This is a genomic window from Flavobacterium sp. (genome assembly GCF_027483985.1).
Taxonomy (GTDB): Bacteria; Bacteroidota; Bacteroidia; order Flavobacteriales; family Flavobacteriaceae; genus Flavobacterium.
This window is the reverse complement of record NZ_JAIXTJ010000057.1, coordinates 1-21,774: the sequence shown is the minus strand read 5'-3', so window position 1 is coordinate 21,774 and position 21,774 is coordinate 1. Positions and strand designations below refer to the sequence as shown.

The window sequence follows — 21,774 nt, the reverse complement described above, 5'->3', positions numbered from 1 at the left end:
TAGCTTATCTTATTTTATAATAAATTTGTTTCGATACAAAGTAATAAAAACAATTCCTTTTTTAAGGTCTAAAAATACAAAATGTTTCTCGAAAATACAGTAAATCATAAAGAACAATTTGGTTGGATTGAAGTAATCTGCGGTTCGATGTTCTCAGGAAAGACCGAAGAACTCATAAGAAGACTCAAAAGAGCACAATTTGCTAAGCAAAAGGTGGAGATTTTCAAACCTGCCATCGATACTCGATATGATGAAGAAATGGTAGTTTCTCACAACAAAAATGAAATTCGCTCAACACCAGTTCCTGCGGCAGCTAATATTGCTATTTTGGCGCAAGGTTGCGATGTAGTTGGTATTGACGAGGCACAGTTTTTTGACGATGAAATTGTAAAAATTTGTAACGATTTAGCCAATTCAGGAATTCGAGTTATTGTTGCTGGTTTGGATATGGATTTTAAAGGAAATCCTTTCGGGCCAATGCCGGCGTTAATGGCAACTGCCGAATATGTTACCAAAGTACACGCAGTGTGCACACGTACAGGAAATTTAGCGCATTATAGTTTTAGAAAAGCAGATAGTGATAATCTAGTTTTGCTTGGCGAAACCGAAGAATACGAACCATTAAGTAGAGCTGCTTACTACAAAGCAATGCGCGAAAATATGGAAGTAAAAGATGCCGAACATTTGAGTGAAGAAAAAGAAAGCTAGAAAAAAAGATGTTGTACGGAAACTTTTTATAAATTTGTACGTATAACAATTAAAATGCTGTTATTATGGATACTAAACTCACTTTAAAATTAGATAAAGAAGTCATTGAAAAAGCTAAGCTATATGCTGCAAAGCAGAAGGTTAGTCTTTCTTGGCTTTTTGAAAATTATTTAAAAGCGATTACAAATAAAAATGCAAACAGCGATGAAGATGAAATTTCCGATTTTGTGAAAAGTATTTCAATTGGAAAAGGTAAAATTTCCAGCGATGTAGATTATAAAAAAGAGTATTATGACTACATTGACCAAAAATACAAATAATAATGAAAGTATTTTTAGATACAAATGTTATGCTCGACTTCGTTGGAGAAAGAAATCCCTTTTTTGAAAATGCTCAAATTATTGTAAATCTTGCAGATAAAGGAAAAATAATTTTATATGTTTCTGCTTTGTCTTTTGCCACATGTAGTTATTTTTTAACAAAAGAATACGGTACTTTAATAGCCAAGGACAAATTATCAAAGTTTAAAATCTTGACAAATATTGTTGCTGTCGATGAAGTTATTGTCGATAAAAGTTTACTCTCCAAATTTTCTGATTTTGAAGATGGATTACAATACTTTTCGGCATTAAAAGAAAGTTGTACCTACATACTGACCAGAAACGAAAAAGATTTTAAAAGCTCTGAAATAACTATAATGAATCCTAAAGAATTTCTTGTTTATTATAAAAAAAATAAACAATGACACTTTCCATAAGAAATATAATCCCAATTATTAAAGCACAGTTTAGTGGCGTTAATGAAATTGCTGTGATCGATTCTATTTCGATTGACAGTCGTTCGCTTCAAAATTCGGAAAGTACTTTATTTTTTGCCATTGTCGGACCAAATAATGACGGACATAATTATATTTCAAATTTGATTTCGATTGGTGTTTCTAATTTTGTGGTGAACCACGTTCCAAAAGAGTTAGAAAACAAAGCTAATTTTTTGGTGGTTGAAAATACAATCGAAGCTTTACAAAATTTTGCAGCTGCTTATCGCAGCAATTTCGATTTTCCAATTATCGGAATCACAGGAAGTAACGGAAAAACCATCATCAAAGAATGGTTGAACTTTTTGTTAAGTCCTGATCACAATATTATTCGTTCTCCTAAAAGTTATAATTCTCAAGTTGGTGTACCACTTTCAGTTTTAGGAATTAATGAAAAACACAATCTTGGAATTTTTGAAGCCGGAATTTCTACCATCAATGAGATGGAAAACCTTCAAAAAATTATCAAACCAACTATCGGAATTTTATCCAATATCGGTTCGGCTCACGATGAAGGTTTTGAAGATTTAGGAGAAAAAATCAAAGAGAAATTAAAACTTTTTACCTCAGTTGAAGTTTTGATAATGAATAAAAACAAAACGATTGAGGCTTTTTTAAATCCAAAAATCAATAAGTTTACGTGGAGTTCTGATGATGGCAAAGCCGATGTTTTTGTGATTGCAAAAGAGTCTCAAGACCAAACAGAACTCAAAATCACTTACCATAAACTATGTTTTAAAATTGTAATTCCGTTTAACGATCAGGCATCGATTGAAAATGCAATTCAATGTTTGATGGTATTGTTGTATTTCAAATATGATCAAGAAACGATTCAAAATCGGATGCAATTGCTTTATCCGGTAGAAATGCGTTTGAAAGTTAAAAACGGAGTCAACAATACTACACTTATTGACGATAGTTATAGTTCGGATTATCAATCGTTAAAAATCGCTCTAGATTTTCTTGAAAGTCAAAAGCAATACAAAAAGAAAACCCTAATTCTGTCGGATATTTTTCAATCAGGATTGGTTTTGGAAGAGTTGTATTCTAATGTTTCACATTTAATTGTTTCCAATAAAATCAATCGCGTAATTGCTATTGGAGCAACGATTTCAACTTTTAAAAATAAGTTTCCGAATTGCACTGCGTTTGAAACAACCGAAAAATTTCTTCAAAACATCGATGTTATTTCGTTCGAAAATGAAACCATTTTGATAAAAGGCGCGCGTCATTTTCACTTCGAAGAAATCGTTTCAGCATTGGAAGAAAAAACACATGAAACGGTTTTAGAAATCAATTTGAATGCGATTAGTAATAACTTGAATTATTTTAAATCCAAATTAAAACCCGAAACCAAATTGATGGTTATGGTAAAAGCTTTTGGATATGGAAATGGTGGCTATGAAATTGCCAAATTGCTATCACACCACAAAGTCGATTATCTCGGAGTAGCTTTTGCCGACGAAGGAATTTCGTTAAAAAATGCCGGAATTGATTTGCCGATTATGGTTTTGAATCCCGAGAACACCAGTTTTTCTGCGATTATTCAGCATCAATTAGAACCCGAAATTTATTCGATAAAAGGATTGAATGCTTTTTTGAAAATTGCCGAACAAAAAAAGTTAAGGCATTTTCCAATTCATATAAAATTAGATACCGGAATGCATCGATTGGGTTTTGAAGAAGAAACGATTGAGGAATTAATCGCCAAACTCAAAGACAACAAAACGGTTGAGGTTAAAAGTATTTTGTCGCATTTGTCAGCAAGTGATGATAGGATGTTTGTTGATTTTACGCTTTCGCAAATTAAATTATTTGAAAAATTATCTTCCAAATTAATTTCAGAATTACAGATTAACCCAATTCGTCATATTTTGAATACGTCAGGAATTTCTAATTATCCTCAAGCACAATATGATATGGTTCGACTAGGAATTGGACTTTATGGCGTTTCTAACGATGAAGACGAGCAGAAATTATTAGAAAATGTTGGTACTTTAAAGTCTATAATTTCTCAAATCAGAACTATTGAAGAAGGAGAAAGCGTTGGTTACAGCCGAAGATTTATGGCAACCAAAACTACAAAAGTAGCGACCATTCCAATAGGTTATGCCGACGGAATTTCAAGACATTGGGGAAATGGAGTAGGTTACGTAACCATAAAAAATAAAAAAGCACCAATTTTAGGCAGTGTTTGTATGGACATGCTAATGGTTGACATCACCGAAATTGATTGCAAAGAAGGAACCGAGGTCACGATTTTTGGAGACAATCCAACAGTAAGTTTTATGGCAAAACAACTAGGAACAATTCCTTATGAAATTATGACAAGTATCTCACAACGAGTGAAAAGGGTTTTTTATAGAGAATAGTTTTTCTTACAAAAGATTGTTTATATTTGAATTATTATTACTTACCGCTATGAAAAAACTGTACTTTTCCTTATGCACTTTGTTTTTCTTTTTTGGTGCAAATGCACAAATTGTCAATATTCCTGATGCTAATTTTAAAGCTAAGTTATTAAGTGCGAGTGCGGATAATCAAGTAGCGTCAATAGAAACACCAAATGTTGATGGGAATGTAAATACCTTCACAAGTATCGATACAAATAACGATGGTGAAATTCAAGTTAGTGAAGCGAGCGTTATAAAATATTTAAATTTAATTGATTCAAGTATTACAAATCTTGACGGAATAAGTAGTTTTACAAATTTGATTTATTTGAATTGCTCACAAAATCAATTACTAAGTTTAAATTTAGATGGTTTAACCAATCTTCGATTTTTATTATGTAATAATACTCAAATATCAAGTTTAAATGTTAGCGGTTTACTCAATCTTGAGTTTTTGTCTTGCAGCGCTATTTATGATTTATCAAGCTTAAATGTAAATGGTTTAACTAATTTAAAATTTTTAGGCTGTGATTCTTGTCAACTTACTTCTTTAGATGTACAAGGGTTAATTAATCTTGAGGGTTTGTATTGTGCTGATAATCAAATTACTTCTTTAAATTTACAAGGATTAGTAAATCTTAATAGGTTAAGTTGTATGTTAAATAACCTTTCATCATTAAATGTTCAAGGATTAACTAGTCTTGTAGACTTAGAATGTCCTAATAATCAACTCACTTCATTGAATCTTCAAGGATTAACAAGTCTTAATAGATTAGTTTGTAATGATAATCAACTTACTTCTTTAGATTTACAGGGATTATTTAATCTTCAAAATATTTTTTGTGATTACAATCAACTTGCTTCTTTGAGTATTAAAAATGGTATAGGTTTTAATTATCTTTTTTTCAACAACAATCCCAATCTACTATATATTTGTGCTGATGAAGATGAAATTGATTTAGTTCAAAGTATGATTTTAAGTTTGGGTTATACGAATTGCCACGTAAACAGTTATTGTTCTTTCACACCTGGAGGAACTAATTACACCATTCAAGGAAGCAATAAATTCGATGGAAATTCAAATGGATGTGATGCTACAGATGGTTTTTATCCCAATTTAAAATACTCAATTTCTGACGGAACTAATTCTGGTAGTTTAATTTCCAATACTTCTGGTAATTATTCAATTTCTGTCGCAGCAGGAACACATACTATTGCACCACAATTAGAAAATCTAAACTACTTCTCGGTTTCTCCAACAAGCGCAACTGTGAGTTTTCCTGTAACTGCGAGTCCATTTGTCCAAGATTTTTGTATTATACCAAATGGAGTTCATCACGATTTAGAAGTAGTTATTATTCCACTAGAACCTGCACGTCCTGGATTTGATGCTACTTATAAAATAAAATACAAAAACAAAGGAACAGTTTCTGAAAATCCAACAATAGTTTTTAATTTCGACGATGATATTTTAGATTATGTTTCTTCAACATTAGCGCCAACGACAACAAGTACCGGTTTGCTTTCTTGGAGTATTGGATCGATTGTTCCATTTCAAAGTGGTGAATTTGTGGTAACATTAAATGTAAATTCTCCAATGGAAACACCAGCTGTAAATGGAGGAGATATTTTGAGTTCCACTGCAACAATAAACGGAACTAGCGCAGATGAATATATAAGAGATAATACTTTTCCATTGCGTCAAATTGTGGTAAATTCTTATGATCCAAATGATAAAACTTGTTTAGAAGGCACAACAATAAATCCTACAATGATTGGTGAATATGTTCATTACCAAATTCGATTTGAAAACACCGGAACTTTTGCCGCACAAAATATAGTGGTTAAAGACATGATTGACGCCACAACATTTGATATAGCAACGTTGCAGATCATAGAAAGTTCACACAATTGTGTTACAAAAATTACAAATCCCAACAAAGTAGAGTTCATTTTTGAAAACATCAATCTTCCTTTTGAAGATGCCACAAATGATGGTTATTTGGTCTTTAAAATAAAAACAAAACCTACTTTAACTGTTGGAAGTACCATTAGTAATTTGGCAAACATCTATTTTGATTATAATTTTCCGATAGTAACTAATACTGCAACTAGTACGTTTCAATCTTTAGCAAACAATACATTCAATTTTGAAAATTATGTTAGTCTTGCTCCAAGTCCAGCAAAAGATATTTTAAATATTACTATCCAAAAAGAAGTAAGTATAAAATCAATTTCAATCTATAATATGCTTGGGCAGTTGGTTCAAATTATTACAAATCCAAGTAATTCTATAAATGTTTCCGATTTAGAAACAGGAAATTACATCATTAAACTTCAAACTGAAAATGGCGAAATCATTAGGAAATTTATAAAAGAATAAGTTTTGCTTAGATACAAGTAGTATTAATTCTACAAAATTTCTGACAATATGTTAAAATTTTAACTAATTTTGTACTGTTAACCAATAAACAAAAACAATTATGGGATTTTTTAGTGATTTTAAAGCGTCTTTAATGAAAGGCGATGTATTAAGTTTAGCAACTGCTGTTGTTATCGGTGGTGCTTTTGGTAAAATTGTTGGCTCAGCTGTTGACGATGTTATTATGCCAATCGTTGGTTTGATTACTGGCGGAATCGATTTTACACAAAAATTTGTTTCCTTGAACGGAACAAGTTATGAAAATTTAGCTGCTGCAAAAGCTGCTGGTGCAAGTGTAATTACTTATGGTAATTTAGTGCAAGCAATAATCAATTTTGTGATTATTTCATTATTCATTTTCATTGTTTTAAGAGCTGCTGAAAAAGCTAAAAAGAAAGAAGAAGCTGCTCCTGCTGCACCTGCTGGTCCAACTCAGGAAGAATTGCTTACTCAAATTAGAGATTTATTGAAAAAATAATAAACCGCTACAGTACATATTCTAACTAATGCTGAATTGATTTCAGTACTAAACCGCTTCTTAATTGAGGCGGTTTTTCTTTTATACTATTTCAACATTCAAAATTCCTTGTTGAATATTCAAAATTTTCTTTTTTCAAAGTATTTTCTACCTATTTTTGTACTTCCAAATTTTAAATATATTAATATGAGAGTTGCTGTAGTTGGTGCAACCGGAATGGTTGGCGAAGTGATGCTTCAAGTTTTAGCAGAGAGAAATTTCCCTGTTACGGAATTAATTCCTGTAGCTTCAGAGAAATCTGTTGGTAAAGAAATTGAATTTAAAGGAGCAAAATATAAAGTTGTTGGTTTACAAACGGCAGTCGATATGAAAGCTGATATTGCTTTGTTTTCTGCTGGAGGAGAAACTTCTTTAGAATGGGCACCAAAATTTGCAGCAGTAGGAACAACAGTTATTGATAATTCTTCGGCTTGGAGAATGGATCCAACTAAGAAACTAATTGTTCCAGAAATAAACGCATCTGAATTAACTAAAGAAGATAAAATTATTGCCAATCCAAACTGTTCTACGATTCAAATGGTTCTAGTTTTGGCACCGTTACATAAAAAGTATAAAATAAAACGAGTTATAGTTTCAACTTATCAATCTATTACTGGTACAGGTGTTAAAGCTGTTCAACAACTAGAAAATGAGTACGAAGGTATTAAAGGTGAAATGGCTTATAAATACCAAATTCACAGAAATGCCATTCCACAATGTGATAGTTTTGAAGAAAATGGTTACACTAAAGAAGAAATGAAATTGGTGCGTGAAACTCAAAAAATTATCGGCGATAATACTATAGCAGTTACAGCAACGGCCATTAGAATACCAGTAGTTGGCGGACATAGCGAAGCGGTTAATGTGGAGTTTGCAAACGATTTCAATGTAAGTGAAATTAGAGATATTCTTCATCACACTGATGGTGTTGTAGTTCAAGACAATACAGATACTTACACTTATCCAATGCCATTATTTGCACAAGGGAAAGATGATGTTTTTGTAGGTAGAATTCGTCGTGATGAAAGCCAGCCTAATTCACTAAATATGTGGATTGTTGCTGATAATTTAAGAAAAGGTGCAGCTACAAACACTATTCAAATTGCTGAATATTTAGTTGCAAATGATTTAGTCTAATCAGTTACTATATCAAATAAGCCACTTGAGTTTTTACAAATCATAAAATTTGTTAATTCAAGTGGTTTTTTATTAGCACTAAGTTATATTTGCGACGATGAAAAGAAAGTACGCCTTAACGAGTCTGTTGTTTGGTTTAACAATATTAGTTGCAATATTGTTACAATCATTTCATTCTTATCATCATATTCAGCAGTCACTTTCTGAAAAACATTGCGACCATCACTACGCTAAAAATAAGACAGAAATCGGTCATAGTCATCACGATGCTGATCATTGTTTTGTTTGTGAGTTTACTTTAAATACCTTTTCTAATCTAAAATTTGAAGACTATCTCTTAGTCACTCCTTCTTTTTTTAAGAAGGCCACTTCTTTTTATACATTTAAGAGTTTTTCTTTCTTCTCCGGATATGTTTATTCCCTTCGAGGTCCACCACTTTAGTTGTTCATTTCGTTTCAATTTAACGTAAACAATTTAAAGAAAAATAAATGCAAAAAATCATAATGTTTTTTTGCTTATTGTGTTTTGCATCTAATTATAGTCAAAATACAATAAGTGGAAAAATAGTAGATGAAAATGAAAAACCGCTTGAGAAAAGTCATATTCATATTTCTTCTAAATCAGCTGTTAGTAATAGAAATGGGGTTTATTCAATAAACGACATTCCATTTGGTCCTACAAAATTTTTAATAAGTTATGTGGGTTACCAATCTATTGATACTCTCATAACTGTAACTCAAAATCAAGTTATTAATTTTAAATTAAAGCAAAAAGCTGAGCGTTTGAATGAAATTGTAATAAAGCACAAGGATAATTATTACAATAATACTGTGTCTGAGCAAAAAATTAAAGAAACTGCAATAGAAAAGTACAGTAGTCAGTCGTTAGCTAACGTTTTGAAAGAAGTTTCAGGGGTTTCAATTTTGAAAAGCGGAAGTACTATTGCAAAACCAGTTATTAACGGATTGCATAGTAGTCGTGTGCCGATTTACAACAATAATGTAAAAATAGAAGATCAACAATGGGGTGTTGAACACGCTCCAAATTTTGATATAAATTCGGCAGGAAAAATCACCGTTTTAAAAGGCGCATCTGGACTACAATATGGCGGTGATGCTATAGGTGGAATTGTTGTTATTGAGCCGATTAGCATTAAGAAGGACACGCTATTTGGAAAAGTTTTAACTACTTTAGAGAGTAATGGTAGAGGTGGAACAATTTCAACTAGTTTGCATAAAGGAAATTTTTGTGATTGGAGTTGGAACGTTCAAGGTAGCTTTAAATATTATGGAGATAGACAATCGCCCAGTTATAATTTATCAAATACTGGAAATAGAGAAGCCAATTTTTCTGGTGATATAAAATACATCGGAAAGAAATATGATTTTTCTGCTTTTTATAGTTTGTACAATGCTACCATAGGAATTTTGAGTGCATCACATATTGGTAATGTAAATGATTTATATAATTCCATCAATAATAACATACCTTATATTGTGAATGATTTTGATTATTCAATTAAAAATCCAAAACAAAAAGTGATGCATCATTTAGCTAAATTGAATTATAACTTCAATTTTAATGATAATGAAGTTCTGGGTTTGCAATACTCTTTTCAATTTAATAATCGGAAAGAGTTTGATTTGAGAACTGGAATTCAAGATTCAAAACCAGCTCTTGATTTGAATTTAATTACACACACCTTTAATGCTGATTACAAACTTGTAAATGGAGATTGGGATTATAAACTTGGAGTTTCAAGTTCATTTCAAAATAATACGGCTAGTCCAAATACAGGTGTTAGGCCTTTAATTCCAACTTATGACAAGGTTGATGCTGCAGTTTATGGAATTGTTGATTATCATTTTTCTAGTGATTTTTCTGTTGAGGTTGGTGCTCGTTATGATTTTTCATCTATTCAAGCAACAAAATTTTATTTAAAATCAAGATGGGATGAAAGAAATTATAGTCCAGATTATAATGATTTTATTATAGGTGATTTTGGAAATCAATGGTTGACTAAGCCACAATTTGTATTCCACAATTTTTCTGCTAGTTTGGGAGCTCAATATTCATTTGGATCCGATTATGATTTGTATTTCAATCTTAGTCGTGCAGTTAGAAATCCTAATCCATCTGAGTTTTTTAGTGATGGTTTGCATCATTCTAGCGGTATGATTGAATTGGGTGATTTAAGAATCGTCAGTGAAAAGTCAAATAAAATCAGTACTTCACTGCAGAAAAAGTGGAATAATTTTGCTGTAAATATTGGGCCATTCCTAAATTATATTGAAGACTATATTTTTTTAAAACCAGTTGGTTTTGAGACAACTATTCGCGGTGCTTTCCCGGTTTGGGAATTCAACCAAACCAATGCTGTTTTAACTGGTATAGATTTTAATTCACAATGGAAAATAACTAAATACTTTCAGCATAAATTGATGATATCCTTTGTAAATGGAAAAGATAGTACAAACGATGAATCACTAATTGATATGCCGCCATTGAATATTAATAACCGTGTTCAATTTAATAAGAAAGAATGGAGTAATCTAAAGTTAGAAGTACAAAGTGAAGTAGTTTTCAGGCAGAATCAATTTCCAAATAATAACTTTACCTCAAATATTGTGGTTGATGGAAATTTAGTGCCAGTTGAAATAGATATTAGTTCACCTCCTCAAGCCTATAATCTTTTGCATTTTTCTTCAGATGTTGATTTTAAAACATCAAAAAATTCGTTTACAACTATCGGTCTTTCAGTATTTAATATAATGAATACAAAATACAGAGACTATTTAAACAGACAACGTTTCTATGCCGATGATTTGGGTAGAAACATTCAAATTCAAGTAAAAATTAATTTCTAAAATATTAAAAAAATGAAAACATTTAAAATAACAAACAAACTTTTTTTATCTCTTTTTGCTGTGGCATTAATTTCTTGTAGCGATGATGATACACCAGCGCCGGTAAATGAAGAGGAAGTGATAACAACAGTAAGAACAACATTAGTTGGTGGTGGTCAAACGATAACACTTTTATCAAGAGATTTAGATGGCGACGGACCAAATGCTCCTGTAGTTACTGTTTCAGGAAATTTAATGGCTGGAACAACCTATACTGGTTCAGTTGCTTTTTTGAACGAAACAGTAAATCCAGCTGGTGATATTACAACTGAAGTAGAGGAAGAAGGTGTTGATCACCAAATTTTTTATCAAGCACCTACATCAATAGGAACTTTTACTTATACTGATACTGATGCAAATGGTAAACCTATTGGAATTGATTTTACTTTGGTTACTGCTGCCGCTAGTTCAGGAAATCTTATTGTTACTCTGAGACATTTACCAAATAAAGCTGCTGTAGGCGTTGCAACCGGCGATATTACAAACGCTGGTGGAGCAACAGATGCACAAGTTACATATCCTATTGTGGTTAATTAAATAGTAGTGAAAATTTAAGAAAAAAGGTTATTCTACATCAGAATAACCTTTTTGTTTTTTTAGAATCTATTGTCGCCGTCTAATAATCTGCCAATTCCGCCCAGCAAACTTCCTTCTTCACGAGAACTTCCGCCTGTTTGTGGTGCTGATGCTATTATTCTATCGGCCAAACGACTAAAAGGTAATGATTGAACATAAACTGTTCCTGGACCGCGAAGTGTTGCATAAAACATGCCTTCACCTCCGAAAATCGTATTTTTAATTCCGCCAATAAATTCAATATCGTAATCAACATCTTTTGTAAATCCTACAATGCAACCTGTATCAACTTTTAAAACTTCTCCAGCTGATAATTCTCTTTTTGCTAAAGTTCCGCCTGAATGAACGAAGGCCATTCCATCTCCTTCTAATTTTTGCATAATAAAACCTTCACCTCCAAAAAGACCACGTCCTATTTTTTTTGAAAATTCTATACCTACTGAAACACCTTTGGCAGCACATAAAAAGGCATCTTTTTGACAGATGAATTTACCTTCAAATTGGCGTAAGTCAACTGGGATAATTTTTCCAGGATAGGGTGATGCAAAACAAACCTTGCTCTTTGAATAATTTTGATTTAAGTAAGCCGTCATAAAAAGACTTTCTCCAGTTAAAACTCTTTTTCCTGCGGATAGTAATTTTCCGAAAATACCGCTTTGCTGTTGATCGGAACCATCGCCAAAAATAGTTTGCATCTGAATTCCGTTGTCCATCATCATAAAACTTCCCGCTTCAGCAACGACAATTTCTTGTGGATCAAGTTCAATTTCAACGTATTGCATTTCTTCACCAAAAATTTGGTAATCTATTTCATGTGCTATCATAATTGCTAATTTTAATGTTTTAATATTAGATAACTATTTAAATAAAAAGTTACAGAAAAGTTTTGTAAAAACCTTATAAATAATTGTATTTCTAAAAATTTATACTTTTAAATGATTATACTTTAAAAAATTAATTATATTTTTACAATATTACTAACCAATAAAATAAATGTTTATGAATTCAATGTTTACCAAAATTGTTAGAATCTTATTAGGAGTTATATTAATTCTTTTTGGAGCCAATAAATTTTTAGGGTTTATTCCTTTGCCAGAATTGCCAGAACAAGCCAATAATTTTATGACTTCGTTAGGTCAAACAGGTTATATTTTAAAAATAGTTGGAGTGCTAGAAATCATTATTGGAAGCTTACTTTTAATGAAGAAATGGGTTGCTTTTGCTCTTAATTTGTTAGCGCCAATATCTATTAATATTTTATTATTTCACGTTTTTTTAGATTTAAAAGGCATTGGTGGAGCACTTTTAGTAGCAGTTTTAAATGGTATTCTTATTTATAAATATTGGACACATTACAAAACATTGTTTCAATAAAAAAAAGCTTCCTTGATTAAAAGGAAGCTTTTTTTTAATATTTTAATTTGCCAATATATTTCATATCTCTTAAAATTTTTCTTTTTCTTTTCTCAATATAAGCCGAAGAGTTGGTTGCTTTATATTTTCTTGGATTCGGTAATATAGCAGCAATTCCAGCAGCTTCATTTTTGGACAAATCTTTGGCATCCTTTCTGTACCAATGTTCTGCGGTAGCTTCTGCTCCATAAACGCCATTTCCCATTTCAATGGAGTTGAGATACACTTCCATAATGCGTTCTTTTCCCCAAAATAATTCTATCAGAAATGTGAAATAAGCTTCTAATCCTTTTCTAACATAACTTCTGCCTTGCCAGAGGAATACATTTTTTGCTGTTTGTTGTGAAATTGTACTACCGCCTTTAAGTTTTTTACCGCGATTATTGTTTTTATATGCTTTTTGCATGGCTTTAAAGTCAAAACCGTTGTGCTTTAAAAAGTTGCCGTCTTCACTTGCAATTACGGCTTTTTGTAGATTTACTGAAATCTCTTCTAACGGAACCCAATCGTGACTGCAAGTCATTTCTTTTCCGTCTAATTTTTGTTCAATCGCTCGTGTAATCATTAATGGAGTAAAAGGAACTGGAATCCATTTATAGATGACTACTAAAATAATAGAAATCCCAAAAAACCAAAGAGCGGCTTTCCAGATGAAAGTTTTTAGTTTTTGAAAAAAAGTTTTATTTGTTGGTTTTGTGCTTTTCTTTTTTGTTGCCATTTATAGTAATTCTGCTAATTCTTGTCCAATTAAACTTCCAATTGCTACGCCCATTCCGCCAAGCCGAACACCACAATAAACATTTTCAGATAGTTGCGAAACAATCGGATTTTTTTGTATTCCCATTCCCATTATTCCGCTCCAGCGATGCGCAATTTTAAATTCTTGATTGGGTAAAATTACATTTTTTAACAACTCTTCCAATTTATTTTGAATTTTTTCTGTTTGTGATAAATCGGTTGTGGTTTCGCCTTCAAAATCTAAATTTCTTCCGCCACCAAGTAAAATTCGATTTTCGAAATTTCTAAAATAATAGTATCCTTTGTCTAAATGGAACGTGCCACGAATATCCAAATTAGCTATTGGTTCTGTAATTAAAACCTGAGCTCTTGCAGGTTGTACAGCATTGTTTGTAAGTTGTGAGGCAAATCCGTTGGTAGCGAAAAGCAATTTTTTGGTTTCAAATGAAAAATCGTTTGCAATTAATTCGACACTACCATTTTTTTCAATAAATGAGGTAACTTCTATTTGATTCAAAATCAAAATATCTTTCGAAATGGCTTCTTTTAAAAGTGCTTGCATCATTCCGCCAGTATCAATTTGACCTTCAAACGGATTGAAAATTGAATACTCTTTGATGTTACCAAAATCAAATCGATCCACATCTTTTGAAAAAACATCGCTTTTAAAAAGTGGCCTTAAAAGTTCATTGATAAACGGAAGTTTTTGTAAGCATTCATTATAAGTGCTTTCATCTTCTTTTAAAAACAGTTCATAACCGCCATAAGGTTTAAAATCAATGGCTTGATCACCTAGTCTTTTTCTTAAAAGTTGTAATCCAGTCCATCGTTTCTGTATTAATTGAATTACTTCTTCTTCAGAGTGCGATTTTAAATCATCTATAATTTCTGACAAACTACCAAAACAAGCAAATCCAGCATTTTTGGTGCTAGCACCTTGCGGTAAAGTGCCTTTTTCTAGAATTAAAATTTTACTTTCAGGAAATCGTTCTCTTAAATTTAAAGCACAATGTAGTCCAACAATTCCGCTGCCAACAATAGTGAAATCAACATTTGAAAACCAATTTTTAATCTCCCAATAACTTAATTGCATCTTGATATAAATTTTTATAAAAATAGTATTTTTTCAATTTAAAAAAGGATTTAAATTTTTATGAATATTGTTTTAGTATTTAATTTTGAAAAAAAATTATAATACTATAATATATTTTAAAGTATTTCATCGAATTGTTAATATCTTTTTCCATTCTTCTTAAAAATTGAAAAAAAAGTTAATAATTTTAAAATCTATTTTAACCAAAAAACTACGATTATGAAGTACAAATTACTTTCCGTTGCGTTATTAACAATAACGAGTTTTGCTTTTGCGCAACAAAAAGATTCATTTTGGAAAACAGTCGGCAACAAGAACGCAACACCTCTTGAAAGCAGATTACAACTTCCTGAAAAAAATCTTTTAGATTTAGATGTAAATGCTTTAAAGGCAACGCTTTTAAGCTCTCCTAAAAGAAGTTTAAATACAAAATCTGGAACAATCATTTCGCTGCCAAACGATAGCGGGAATTTAGAACATTTTAGAATTTATGAAAATTCTAATATGGAACCTGCGTTGGCTGTACGTTATCCAGAAATTAAGTCTTACATTGGTATCGGAATTGAGAATCCTACTTTAACTGCTTATTTTAGTATGTCGCCTTTAGGTTTTAAATCGATGGTGGTTGGTCCAGATCAATCGGCTACTTTTATTGAGCCTTTTTCTCAAGATTTAAAAACGTATTCAGTATATAAAAAGGCGGATAAAGCAAAATCATTTTCGCCATTTGAATGCAGCGTAGTGGAAGAAGCTACTTCTAGTCTTGATGATTTAGCTTTACGTCCAAATGCAGATGATGCTACATTAAGAACTTTTCGTTTGGCATTATCAGTAACTGGTGAGTATACAGCTTATTTTGGTGGTACTAAAGCTCTTGCTCTTGCTGCAATGAATAACTCAATGACTCGTGTGAATGGAGTTTTCGAGAAAGATTTTGCAATAAGAATGGTTTTAGTAGCTACTAATGATAATGTGATTTATACTGACGCCGCTACAGACCCATATTCTCCAGCAGCGAGTTTATCTAATTGGAATTCTCAGTTACAATCTACTTTAACATCAGTTATTGGTGAAGCTAATTATGATGTAGGACACTTATTTGGTGCTTCTGGCGGTGGTGGAAATGCTGGTTGCATTGGTTGTGTTTGTGTGAATGGTTCTAAAGGAAGTGCTTATACTTCTCCAAACAATGGTATACCATCAGGTGATACTTTTGATATTGATTATGTGGCTCACGAATTTGGACATCAATTTGGTGCAAATCATACATTTTCTATGAATAATGAAGGAACAGGTGCAAATATGGAACCAGGTTCAGGATCAACTATTATGGGTTATGCTGGTATTACTAGTCAAGATGTTCAGCCTAATTCTGATGCTTATTTTCACGCTATTAGTATTCAACAAGTAACTAATAATGTAAAAACTAAAACGTGTCAAACTAATACTGCTACAGGAAATTCAGTTCCTACGGCTAATGCAGGTTTAGATTATACTATTCCTAAAAGCACTCCGTTTATGTTAACTGGTTCAGGAACTGATGCTAACGGAGATGTTCTAACTTATAACTGGGAACAATTTGACAATGCTGCATCAACTGCAACTGGGGCAAATTCAGCCGCAAGTGCAACAAGAACTACAGGACCAACTTTTAGATCTTATAATTCTTCAACTTCACCAGTACGATATTTTCCTAATTTAACAAGAGTTTTAGCTGGTGCAACTACAACAGCAGGAACTGAAATTACTGTTGAAGCTTTACCATCAGTTGCAAGAACTATGAATTTCAGATTAACGGTTCGTGATAATAGAGCTGGTGGTTCTGCAAATAATTCTGATGATATGATTGTGACTGTGAATGGAACAGCTGGACCATTTTCTGTTAGCGCACCAAACACTGCAGTATCTTATGCTGGCGGAAGTACTCAAACAGTTACTTGGGTTGTTGGAGGAACAACTGCAAATGGCGTAAACTGTGCCAATGTTGATATTTTAATTTCAACAGATGGTGGTTCGTCTTGGTCAACTTTATTAGCTGCAACACCAAATGATGGAACACAAGCAGTAACAATTCCGAACACACCTGGAACGACTAATAGAATAATGGTAAAAGGAACAAATCACATATTCTTTGATGTTTCAAATACCAATTTCACAATCACTGCAGGTTCATCAGATACTGTAGCTCCAACTGCACCAACATTGGCTGCATCTGGAACTACTCAAACAACAACAAATTTATCTTGGTCTGGTGCTACAGATAACGTTGCAGTAACAGGATACGATGTATTGAGAAATGGTGTTGTAATTGGTTCAACGGCTTCTACAACTTTTTCGGTTACTGGTTTAACGGCTTCAACGACTTACACTTTTACAGTAAGAGCTAAAGATGCTGCAGGAAATAGTTCTGCTGACAGCAATGTAGTAAGTGTAACTACTTTAGCGCCAGCGGCTGACACAACAGCTCCAACAGCTCCAACTTTGTCAGCTTCTGGAACAACGCAAACAACGACAAACCTTTCTTGGACTGCTGCTACTGATAATGTAGGTGTAACAGGATATGATGTATTAAGAAATGGTGTTGTAATTGGTTCAACAACTACAACGACTACTTTCGCAGTTACAGGTTTAACAGCTTCAACAACTTATACTTTTAATGTAAGAGCAAAAGACGCTGCAGGAAACCTTTCTGGAAATAGTAATACGGTTTCTGTAACAACTTTAGCTGTAGCTACAGTTACTTATTGTACTGCTTCAGCAAACAGCACAGTAGATGAAAGAATTGGTAGAGTTCAATTAGGAACCATAAACAATGCGTCAACAGGAACTGCGGGTTATGAGAATTTCACTGCTTTATCAACTAACTTAGTAAGAGGAACATCGAACACGATTACAATAACTCCAACTTGGACAAGTACTGTATACAGCGAAGCTTACAGAGTTTATATCGATTATAATAGAGATGGAGATTTTGTTGATGCTGGTGAAAGCGTTTATTCTAGAGCTGCCTCAACAACTACTCCAGTTTCAGGTTCGTTTACTGTTCCAACAACTGCTACACTTGGAGCAACAAGAATGAGGGTAATTATGAGATATAATACGACTCCAACAACTCCTTGCGGTACATTTGATTTTGGTCAAGTAGAAGATTATACTGTAAATATTACTGCTACCGCTAGAGTAGAAGAAGCTTCTAACAACCAAATTTCATTCAACCTATATCCAAATCCTGTTAAAGGAGACGTTCTAAATATTTCTAATCTTGAAGCAGATTCTACTTATAGAATTTACAACATGATGGGACAAGAATTAGGAAAAGGTAAGATTGAAAATGAAAGTATCAATGTGGGTTCACTTGCAGTAGGAACTTATTTAATCGAAGTTTCAAATGGTAATGGTGCAACAACTAAGCGTTTTATCAAACAATAATTTTTAGTCAGTTAATTTTAAAAGCCGTTGCGTTTATCGTGACGGCTTTTTTTATTACTTTTAACGAATCAAAATTAATTTAAAATGAAAAGAATAGTTGTAATAATCATTTGCATTATGAGTTTATCAGCATCAGCGCAACAAGTTTTATCTCCAGAATTACTCTGGAAATTAGGAAGAGTTTCTGTTTTAGGAATTTCTAAAGATGGAAAATCTGTGGTTTACAAAATCGCCATTCCTTCTGTAGAGGAAAATAAATCGAATTCTAAATTTTATACCATTCCAGTAAATGGAGGAATTGCAACCGAAGTAAAAGAAACCAAAGATTTAGTTGCTGATAAAAATGTTTCTCCAGACGGAAAATACATCCTGTCTTCTCAAGAAGTAAAAATCAATAAAGTTTTAGGTAAAGATATTTATCCAAATCTTGATAAATCAAATGCACAAGTTTACAACTCGTTAGATTACCGCCATTGGGATACTTACAACGATGGTAGTCACAACCACGTGTTTTATGCAGAAAATAAAGATAAGGCTACACCAATTGATATTATGCCAAATGAACCCTTTGATTCGCCTCAAAAACCTCACGGTGGTGATGAGGATTTTATTTGGTCACCTGATTCTAAAAGCATCATCTACGTTTCTAAAAAGAAATTCGGAACCGAATATGCTATTTCAACAAACACTGATTTATACGAATATAATCTAGAAACGAAAACGACTAAGAATCTAACAGAATCTAATAAAGGATACGATACCAATCCAACGTTTTCTCCAACAGGAAATCTAACTTGGTTGCAAATGAAGCGTGACGGATATGAAGCCGATAAAAATGACATCATCGTTCGTTTTAAAGGTATGGATATGAATCTTACAGCCAATTGGGACGGAAGTGTAGATAATTTTGCTTGGAGCGCCGATGGTAAAAAAGTATATTTTGTTGCCGCTGTCGATGGTACCAAACAATTATTTGAAGTTAACTTTCCAGGTTTAACAAGAATTGCTATTACGGTTACTCAAGTTACTAGTGGTGATTTCGATGTATCGGATATTGTTGCGTTCTCTGGCGATAATGTTATCGTTACAAGAACGGATATGAATCATGCTGCTGAGATATTTTTGTATAATTTAAAGAAAAAAACTTGGTTGCAATTGACTAAAATCAATGATGAAACCTATAGCAAATTAGCTTTGCCAAAATACGAAAGAAGATACGTTACCACAACCGACGGAAAGAAAATGTTGGTTTGGGTAATTTTGCCTCCAAATTTTGATAAAAATAAAAAATATCCAACACTTTTGTATTGCCAAGGTGGACCACAATCACCATTGACGCAAAGTTATTCTTTCCGTTGGAATTTCTCTTTGATGGCTTCACAAGGTTATGTGGTGGTGGCGCCAAACCGTCGTGGAATGTATGGTCACGGACAAGAATGGAACGAACAAATCTCTAAAGATTGGGGCGGACAAGTAATGGACGATTACCTTTCTGCAATTGATGATGTGGCTAAAGAAAGTTATGTAGCCAAAGATAGAATTGGTGCTGTTGGAGCAAGTTATGGTGGTTATTCAGTGTTTTACTTAGCAGGAATTCACAATAATAGATTTAAAACATTTATTTCACATTGTGGTGTTTTCAATTTAGAAAGTATGTACGGCACAACCGAAGAAGTATTCTTCAACAATTGGGATCACGGTGGCGCCTATTGGGAAAAAGACAACGCTGTAGCGCAAAAAACGTATGCCAAGTTTAACCCAATTAATATGGTAGATAAATGGAATACTCCAATTTTAATTATCCAAGGAGGAAAAGATTACCGTGTGCCAATAGGACAAGGACAAGAAGCGTTCCAAGCAGCACAGTTACGCGGAATTAAAAGTAGATTTTTATTATTCCCAGACGAAAACCATTGGGTGTTAAAGCCACAAAACGCGCAAGTATGGCAAAGTGAATTTTATAAATGGTTGAAGGAGACTTTGTAGTTGATGATGGTAACTTCAAAATTTAGAACTTTATTTCTTGCTAGAAAAGCATTTGGTTTTTTTGTTATGTTTTTTCTATGTTGTGTAGTTTTATCTTACAATGATGAATACTTACTGATTTTCATATTGTTATTAACAGTTTCTATTGCAATTACGTTAATCAAATTAAGGAATATTTATAAATTAATTATATTTGAGAATGGCATAACTAAAATTTCATTCTTATCTGATAAAAAAGAATTTATTGATTTTTCGGAAATTGAAAGTGTAAGTTTAAACCGAATTGACGGACTGCAAACAAGAGCAGGTTATATCTCTGAAGGATACTATGAAAGTACAGTATTATTAAAAAGTCATAAAGAAGTACTAATTTCACCTGATTGGTTTGAAAATTATAGAGATTTAATTGTAACATTGAGTGAAAATTTAACCAACTATAAAAATAAATATTAGTTAATTTATAAAATCAAAAAACCCCAATTTCTCTCGAAATCGGGGTTTAATTCTTAAATCAAAAATCGTTAATCAACAATCTTCAATCAATTAGTATCTGTAATATTCTGGTTTGAATGGTCCAGCAACTTCAACTCCAATATAAGCAGCTTGATCGTCACGTAACGTTTCTAATTCAACTCCTAATTTAGCTAAGTGTAAAGCAGCAACTTTTTCATCTAAATGTTTTGGTAACATATAAACTTCATTGTTGTATGCTGCGCTATTAGTCCATAATTCGATTTGAGCTAACGTTTGGTTTGTGAATGAATTACTCATTACAAAACTTGGGTGACCAGTTGCACAACCTAAGTTTACTAAACGACCTTCAGCTAAGATAAGAATATCTTTTCCGTTGATTGTATATTTATCTACTTGTGGTTTGATTTCAACTTTAGTAGCACCGTGGTTTTTGTTCAACCAAGCCATATCAATTTCGTTATCGAAGTGACCAATATTACAAACGATAGTTTTGTCTTTCATTTGCTCAAAGTGCTCACCTAGAACGATGTCTTTGTTTCCAGTTGTAGTGATAACGATATCAGCGTTAGCAATAACTGTATTCAATCTTTTTACTTCAAATCCGTCCATTGCAGCTTGTAAAGCACAAATTGGATCAATTTCAGTTACTGTAACAATAGAACCAGCACCACGGAAAGAAGCCGCAGTTCCTTTTCCAACGTCACCATAGCCACAAACAACTACTCTTTTTCCAGCTAACATAATATCTGTTGCTCTTCTTACAGCATCAACAGCCGATTCTTTACAACCATATTTGTTATCAAATTTTGATTTAGTAACCGAATCATTTACGTTTATTGCTGGCATAAATAAAGTTCCGTTTTTCATTCTTTCATACAAACGGTGAACACCAGTTGTAGTTTCTTCTGATAAACCTTTAATTCCAGGAATCAATTCTGGGTAACGGTCAAAAACCATATTAGTTAAATCACCACCATCATCAAGAATCATGTTCAATGGTTTTCTATCTTCACCAAAGAATAACGTTTGCTCAATACACCAGTCAAATGACTCTTCGTCAAGACCTTTCCAAGCATAAACTTGAATTCCAGCAGCAGCAATCGCAGCAGCAGCTTGATCTTGAGTTGAGAAAATGTTACAAGATGACCAAGTAACTTCTGCACCAAG

The 21,774-nt window shown here is 32.7% G+C and carries 17 protein-coding genes; 13 read left to right on the top strand and 4 right to left on the bottom strand.

Translation table 11 applies throughout. The annotated features are described in order from the left end of the window. Positions 1-81 precede the first annotated feature (81 nt). The 9 genes from Q0050_RS14975 (at position 82) to Q0050_RS14935 (ending at position 11,435) form a co-directional block, all read left to right on the top strand. A complete protein-coding gene (locus tag Q0050_RS14975) occupies positions 82-708 on the top strand; it encodes a thymidine kinase (RefSeq protein WP_298397707.1) in 627 nt (208 codons plus the stop codon). Positions 709-773: 65 nt separating this feature from the next. Then, positions 774-1,028: a DUF6364 family protein gene (locus tag Q0050_RS14970; protein ID WP_298397705.1), complete on the top strand. Its 255-nt coding sequence runs from the start codon at positions 774-776 to the stop codon at positions 1,026-1,028. 2 nt (positions 1,029-1,030) lie between these two features. After that, a complete protein-coding gene (locus tag Q0050_RS14965; protein ID WP_298397691.1) occupies positions 1,031-1,453 on the top strand; it encodes a PIN domain-containing protein in 423 nt (140 codons plus the stop codon). Continuing rightward, positions 1,450-3,894: a bifunctional UDP-N-acetylmuramoyl-tripeptide:D-alanyl-D-alanine ligase/alanine racemase gene (locus Q0050_RS14960; protein WP_298397687.1), complete on the top strand. Its 2,445-nt coding sequence runs from the start codon at positions 1,450-1,452 to the stop codon at positions 3,892-3,894. Before Q0050_RS14965 ends, Q0050_RS14960 begins: the two co-directional genes overlap by 4 nt. A 49-nt stretch (positions 3,895-3,943) precedes the next feature. Further along, complete coding sequence (locus tag Q0050_RS14955; RefSeq protein WP_298397684.1) at positions 3,944-6,298, top strand: T9SS type A sorting domain-containing protein; 2,355 nt, start codon at positions 3,944-3,946, stop codon at positions 6,296-6,298. 100 nt (positions 6,299-6,398) lie between these two features. Then, on the top strand, positions 6,399-6,815 hold the full coding sequence (gene mscL, locus Q0050_RS14950; protein ID WP_298397681.1) for a large conductance mechanosensitive channel protein MscL: 417 nt from the start codon (positions 6,399-6,401) through the stop codon (positions 6,813-6,815). A 186-nt stretch (positions 6,816-7,001) separates the two neighbouring features. Beyond that, positions 7,002-7,991, top strand: a complete 990-nt coding sequence (locus tag Q0050_RS14945; protein WP_298397676.1) for an aspartate-semialdehyde dehydrogenase — start codon at positions 7,002-7,004, stop codon at positions 7,989-7,991. A gap of 489 nt (positions 7,992-8,480) precedes the next feature. After that, a complete protein-coding gene (locus tag Q0050_RS14940) occupies positions 8,481-10,859 on the top strand; it encodes a TonB-dependent receptor (RefSeq protein WP_298397673.1) in 2,379 nt (792 codons plus the stop codon). A gap of 12 nt (positions 10,860-10,871) precedes the next feature. Continuing rightward, positions 10,872-11,435 (top strand): type 1 periplasmic binding fold superfamily protein, encoded by a 564-nt coding sequence (locus tag Q0050_RS14935; RefSeq protein WP_298397670.1) that lies wholly within the window; start codon positions 10,872-10,874, stop codon positions 11,433-11,435. Positions 11,436-11,494: 59 nt separating this feature from the next. Here Q0050_RS14935 and Q0050_RS14930 read toward each other — a convergent pair whose 3' ends face one another. Next, positions 11,495-12,298 (bottom strand): TIGR00266 family protein, encoded by an 804-nt coding sequence (locus Q0050_RS14930; RefSeq protein WP_298397667.1) that lies wholly within the window; start codon positions 12,296-12,298, stop codon positions 11,495-11,497. Positions 12,299-12,473: 175 nt separating this feature from the next. Between Q0050_RS14930 and Q0050_RS14925 the strand changes: the two genes are divergently transcribed. Continuing rightward, positions 12,474-12,848: a DoxX protein gene (locus Q0050_RS14925; protein WP_298397664.1), complete on the top strand. Its 375-nt coding sequence runs from the start codon at positions 12,474-12,476 to the stop codon at positions 12,846-12,848. 34 nt (positions 12,849-12,882) lie between these two features. Here Q0050_RS14925 and mtgA read toward each other — a convergent pair whose 3' ends face one another. Together mtgA and Q0050_RS14915 are read right to left on the bottom strand one after the other, a co-directional pair. Continuing rightward, complete coding sequence (gene mtgA / locus Q0050_RS14920; RefSeq protein WP_298397661.1) at positions 12,883-13,605, bottom strand: monofunctional biosynthetic peptidoglycan transglycosylase; 723 nt, start codon at positions 13,603-13,605, stop codon at positions 12,883-12,885. Next, complete coding sequence (locus Q0050_RS14915) at positions 13,606-14,718, bottom strand: FAD-binding oxidoreductase (RefSeq protein ID WP_298397658.1); 1,113 nt, start codon at positions 14,716-14,718, stop codon at positions 13,606-13,608. Positions 14,719-14,937: 219 nt separating this feature from the next. Between Q0050_RS14915 and Q0050_RS14910 the strand changes: the two genes are divergently transcribed. The 3 genes from Q0050_RS14910 (at position 14,938) to Q0050_RS14900 (ending at position 20,586) form a co-directional block, all read left to right on the top strand. After that, positions 14,938-18,147 carry a reprolysin-like metallopeptidase gene (locus tag Q0050_RS14910; protein ID WP_298397653.1) on the top strand — a complete coding sequence of 1,070 codons (3,210 nt, stop codon included), beginning with the start codon at positions 14,938-14,940 and terminating at the stop codon, positions 18,145-18,147. Positions 18,148-18,231: 84 nt separating this feature from the next. After that, positions 18,232-20,133, top strand: coding sequence for a S9 family peptidase (locus Q0050_RS14905; RefSeq protein WP_298397650.1), 1,902 nt, complete (start codon positions 18,232-18,234; stop codon positions 20,131-20,133). Between the two features lie 3 nt (positions 20,134-20,136). Then, positions 20,137-20,586 (top strand): hypothetical protein, encoded by a 450-nt coding sequence (locus tag Q0050_RS14900; RefSeq protein WP_298397647.1) that lies wholly within the window; start codon positions 20,137-20,139, stop codon positions 20,584-20,586. Between the two features lie 90 nt (positions 20,587-20,676). Here Q0050_RS14900 and ahcY read toward each other — a convergent pair. Next, positions 20,677-21,774, bottom strand: a 1,098-nt coding sequence (gene ahcY / locus Q0050_RS14895) for an adenosylhomocysteinase (RefSeq protein WP_298397644.1), incomplete at its 5' end; no start/stop codon positions are given.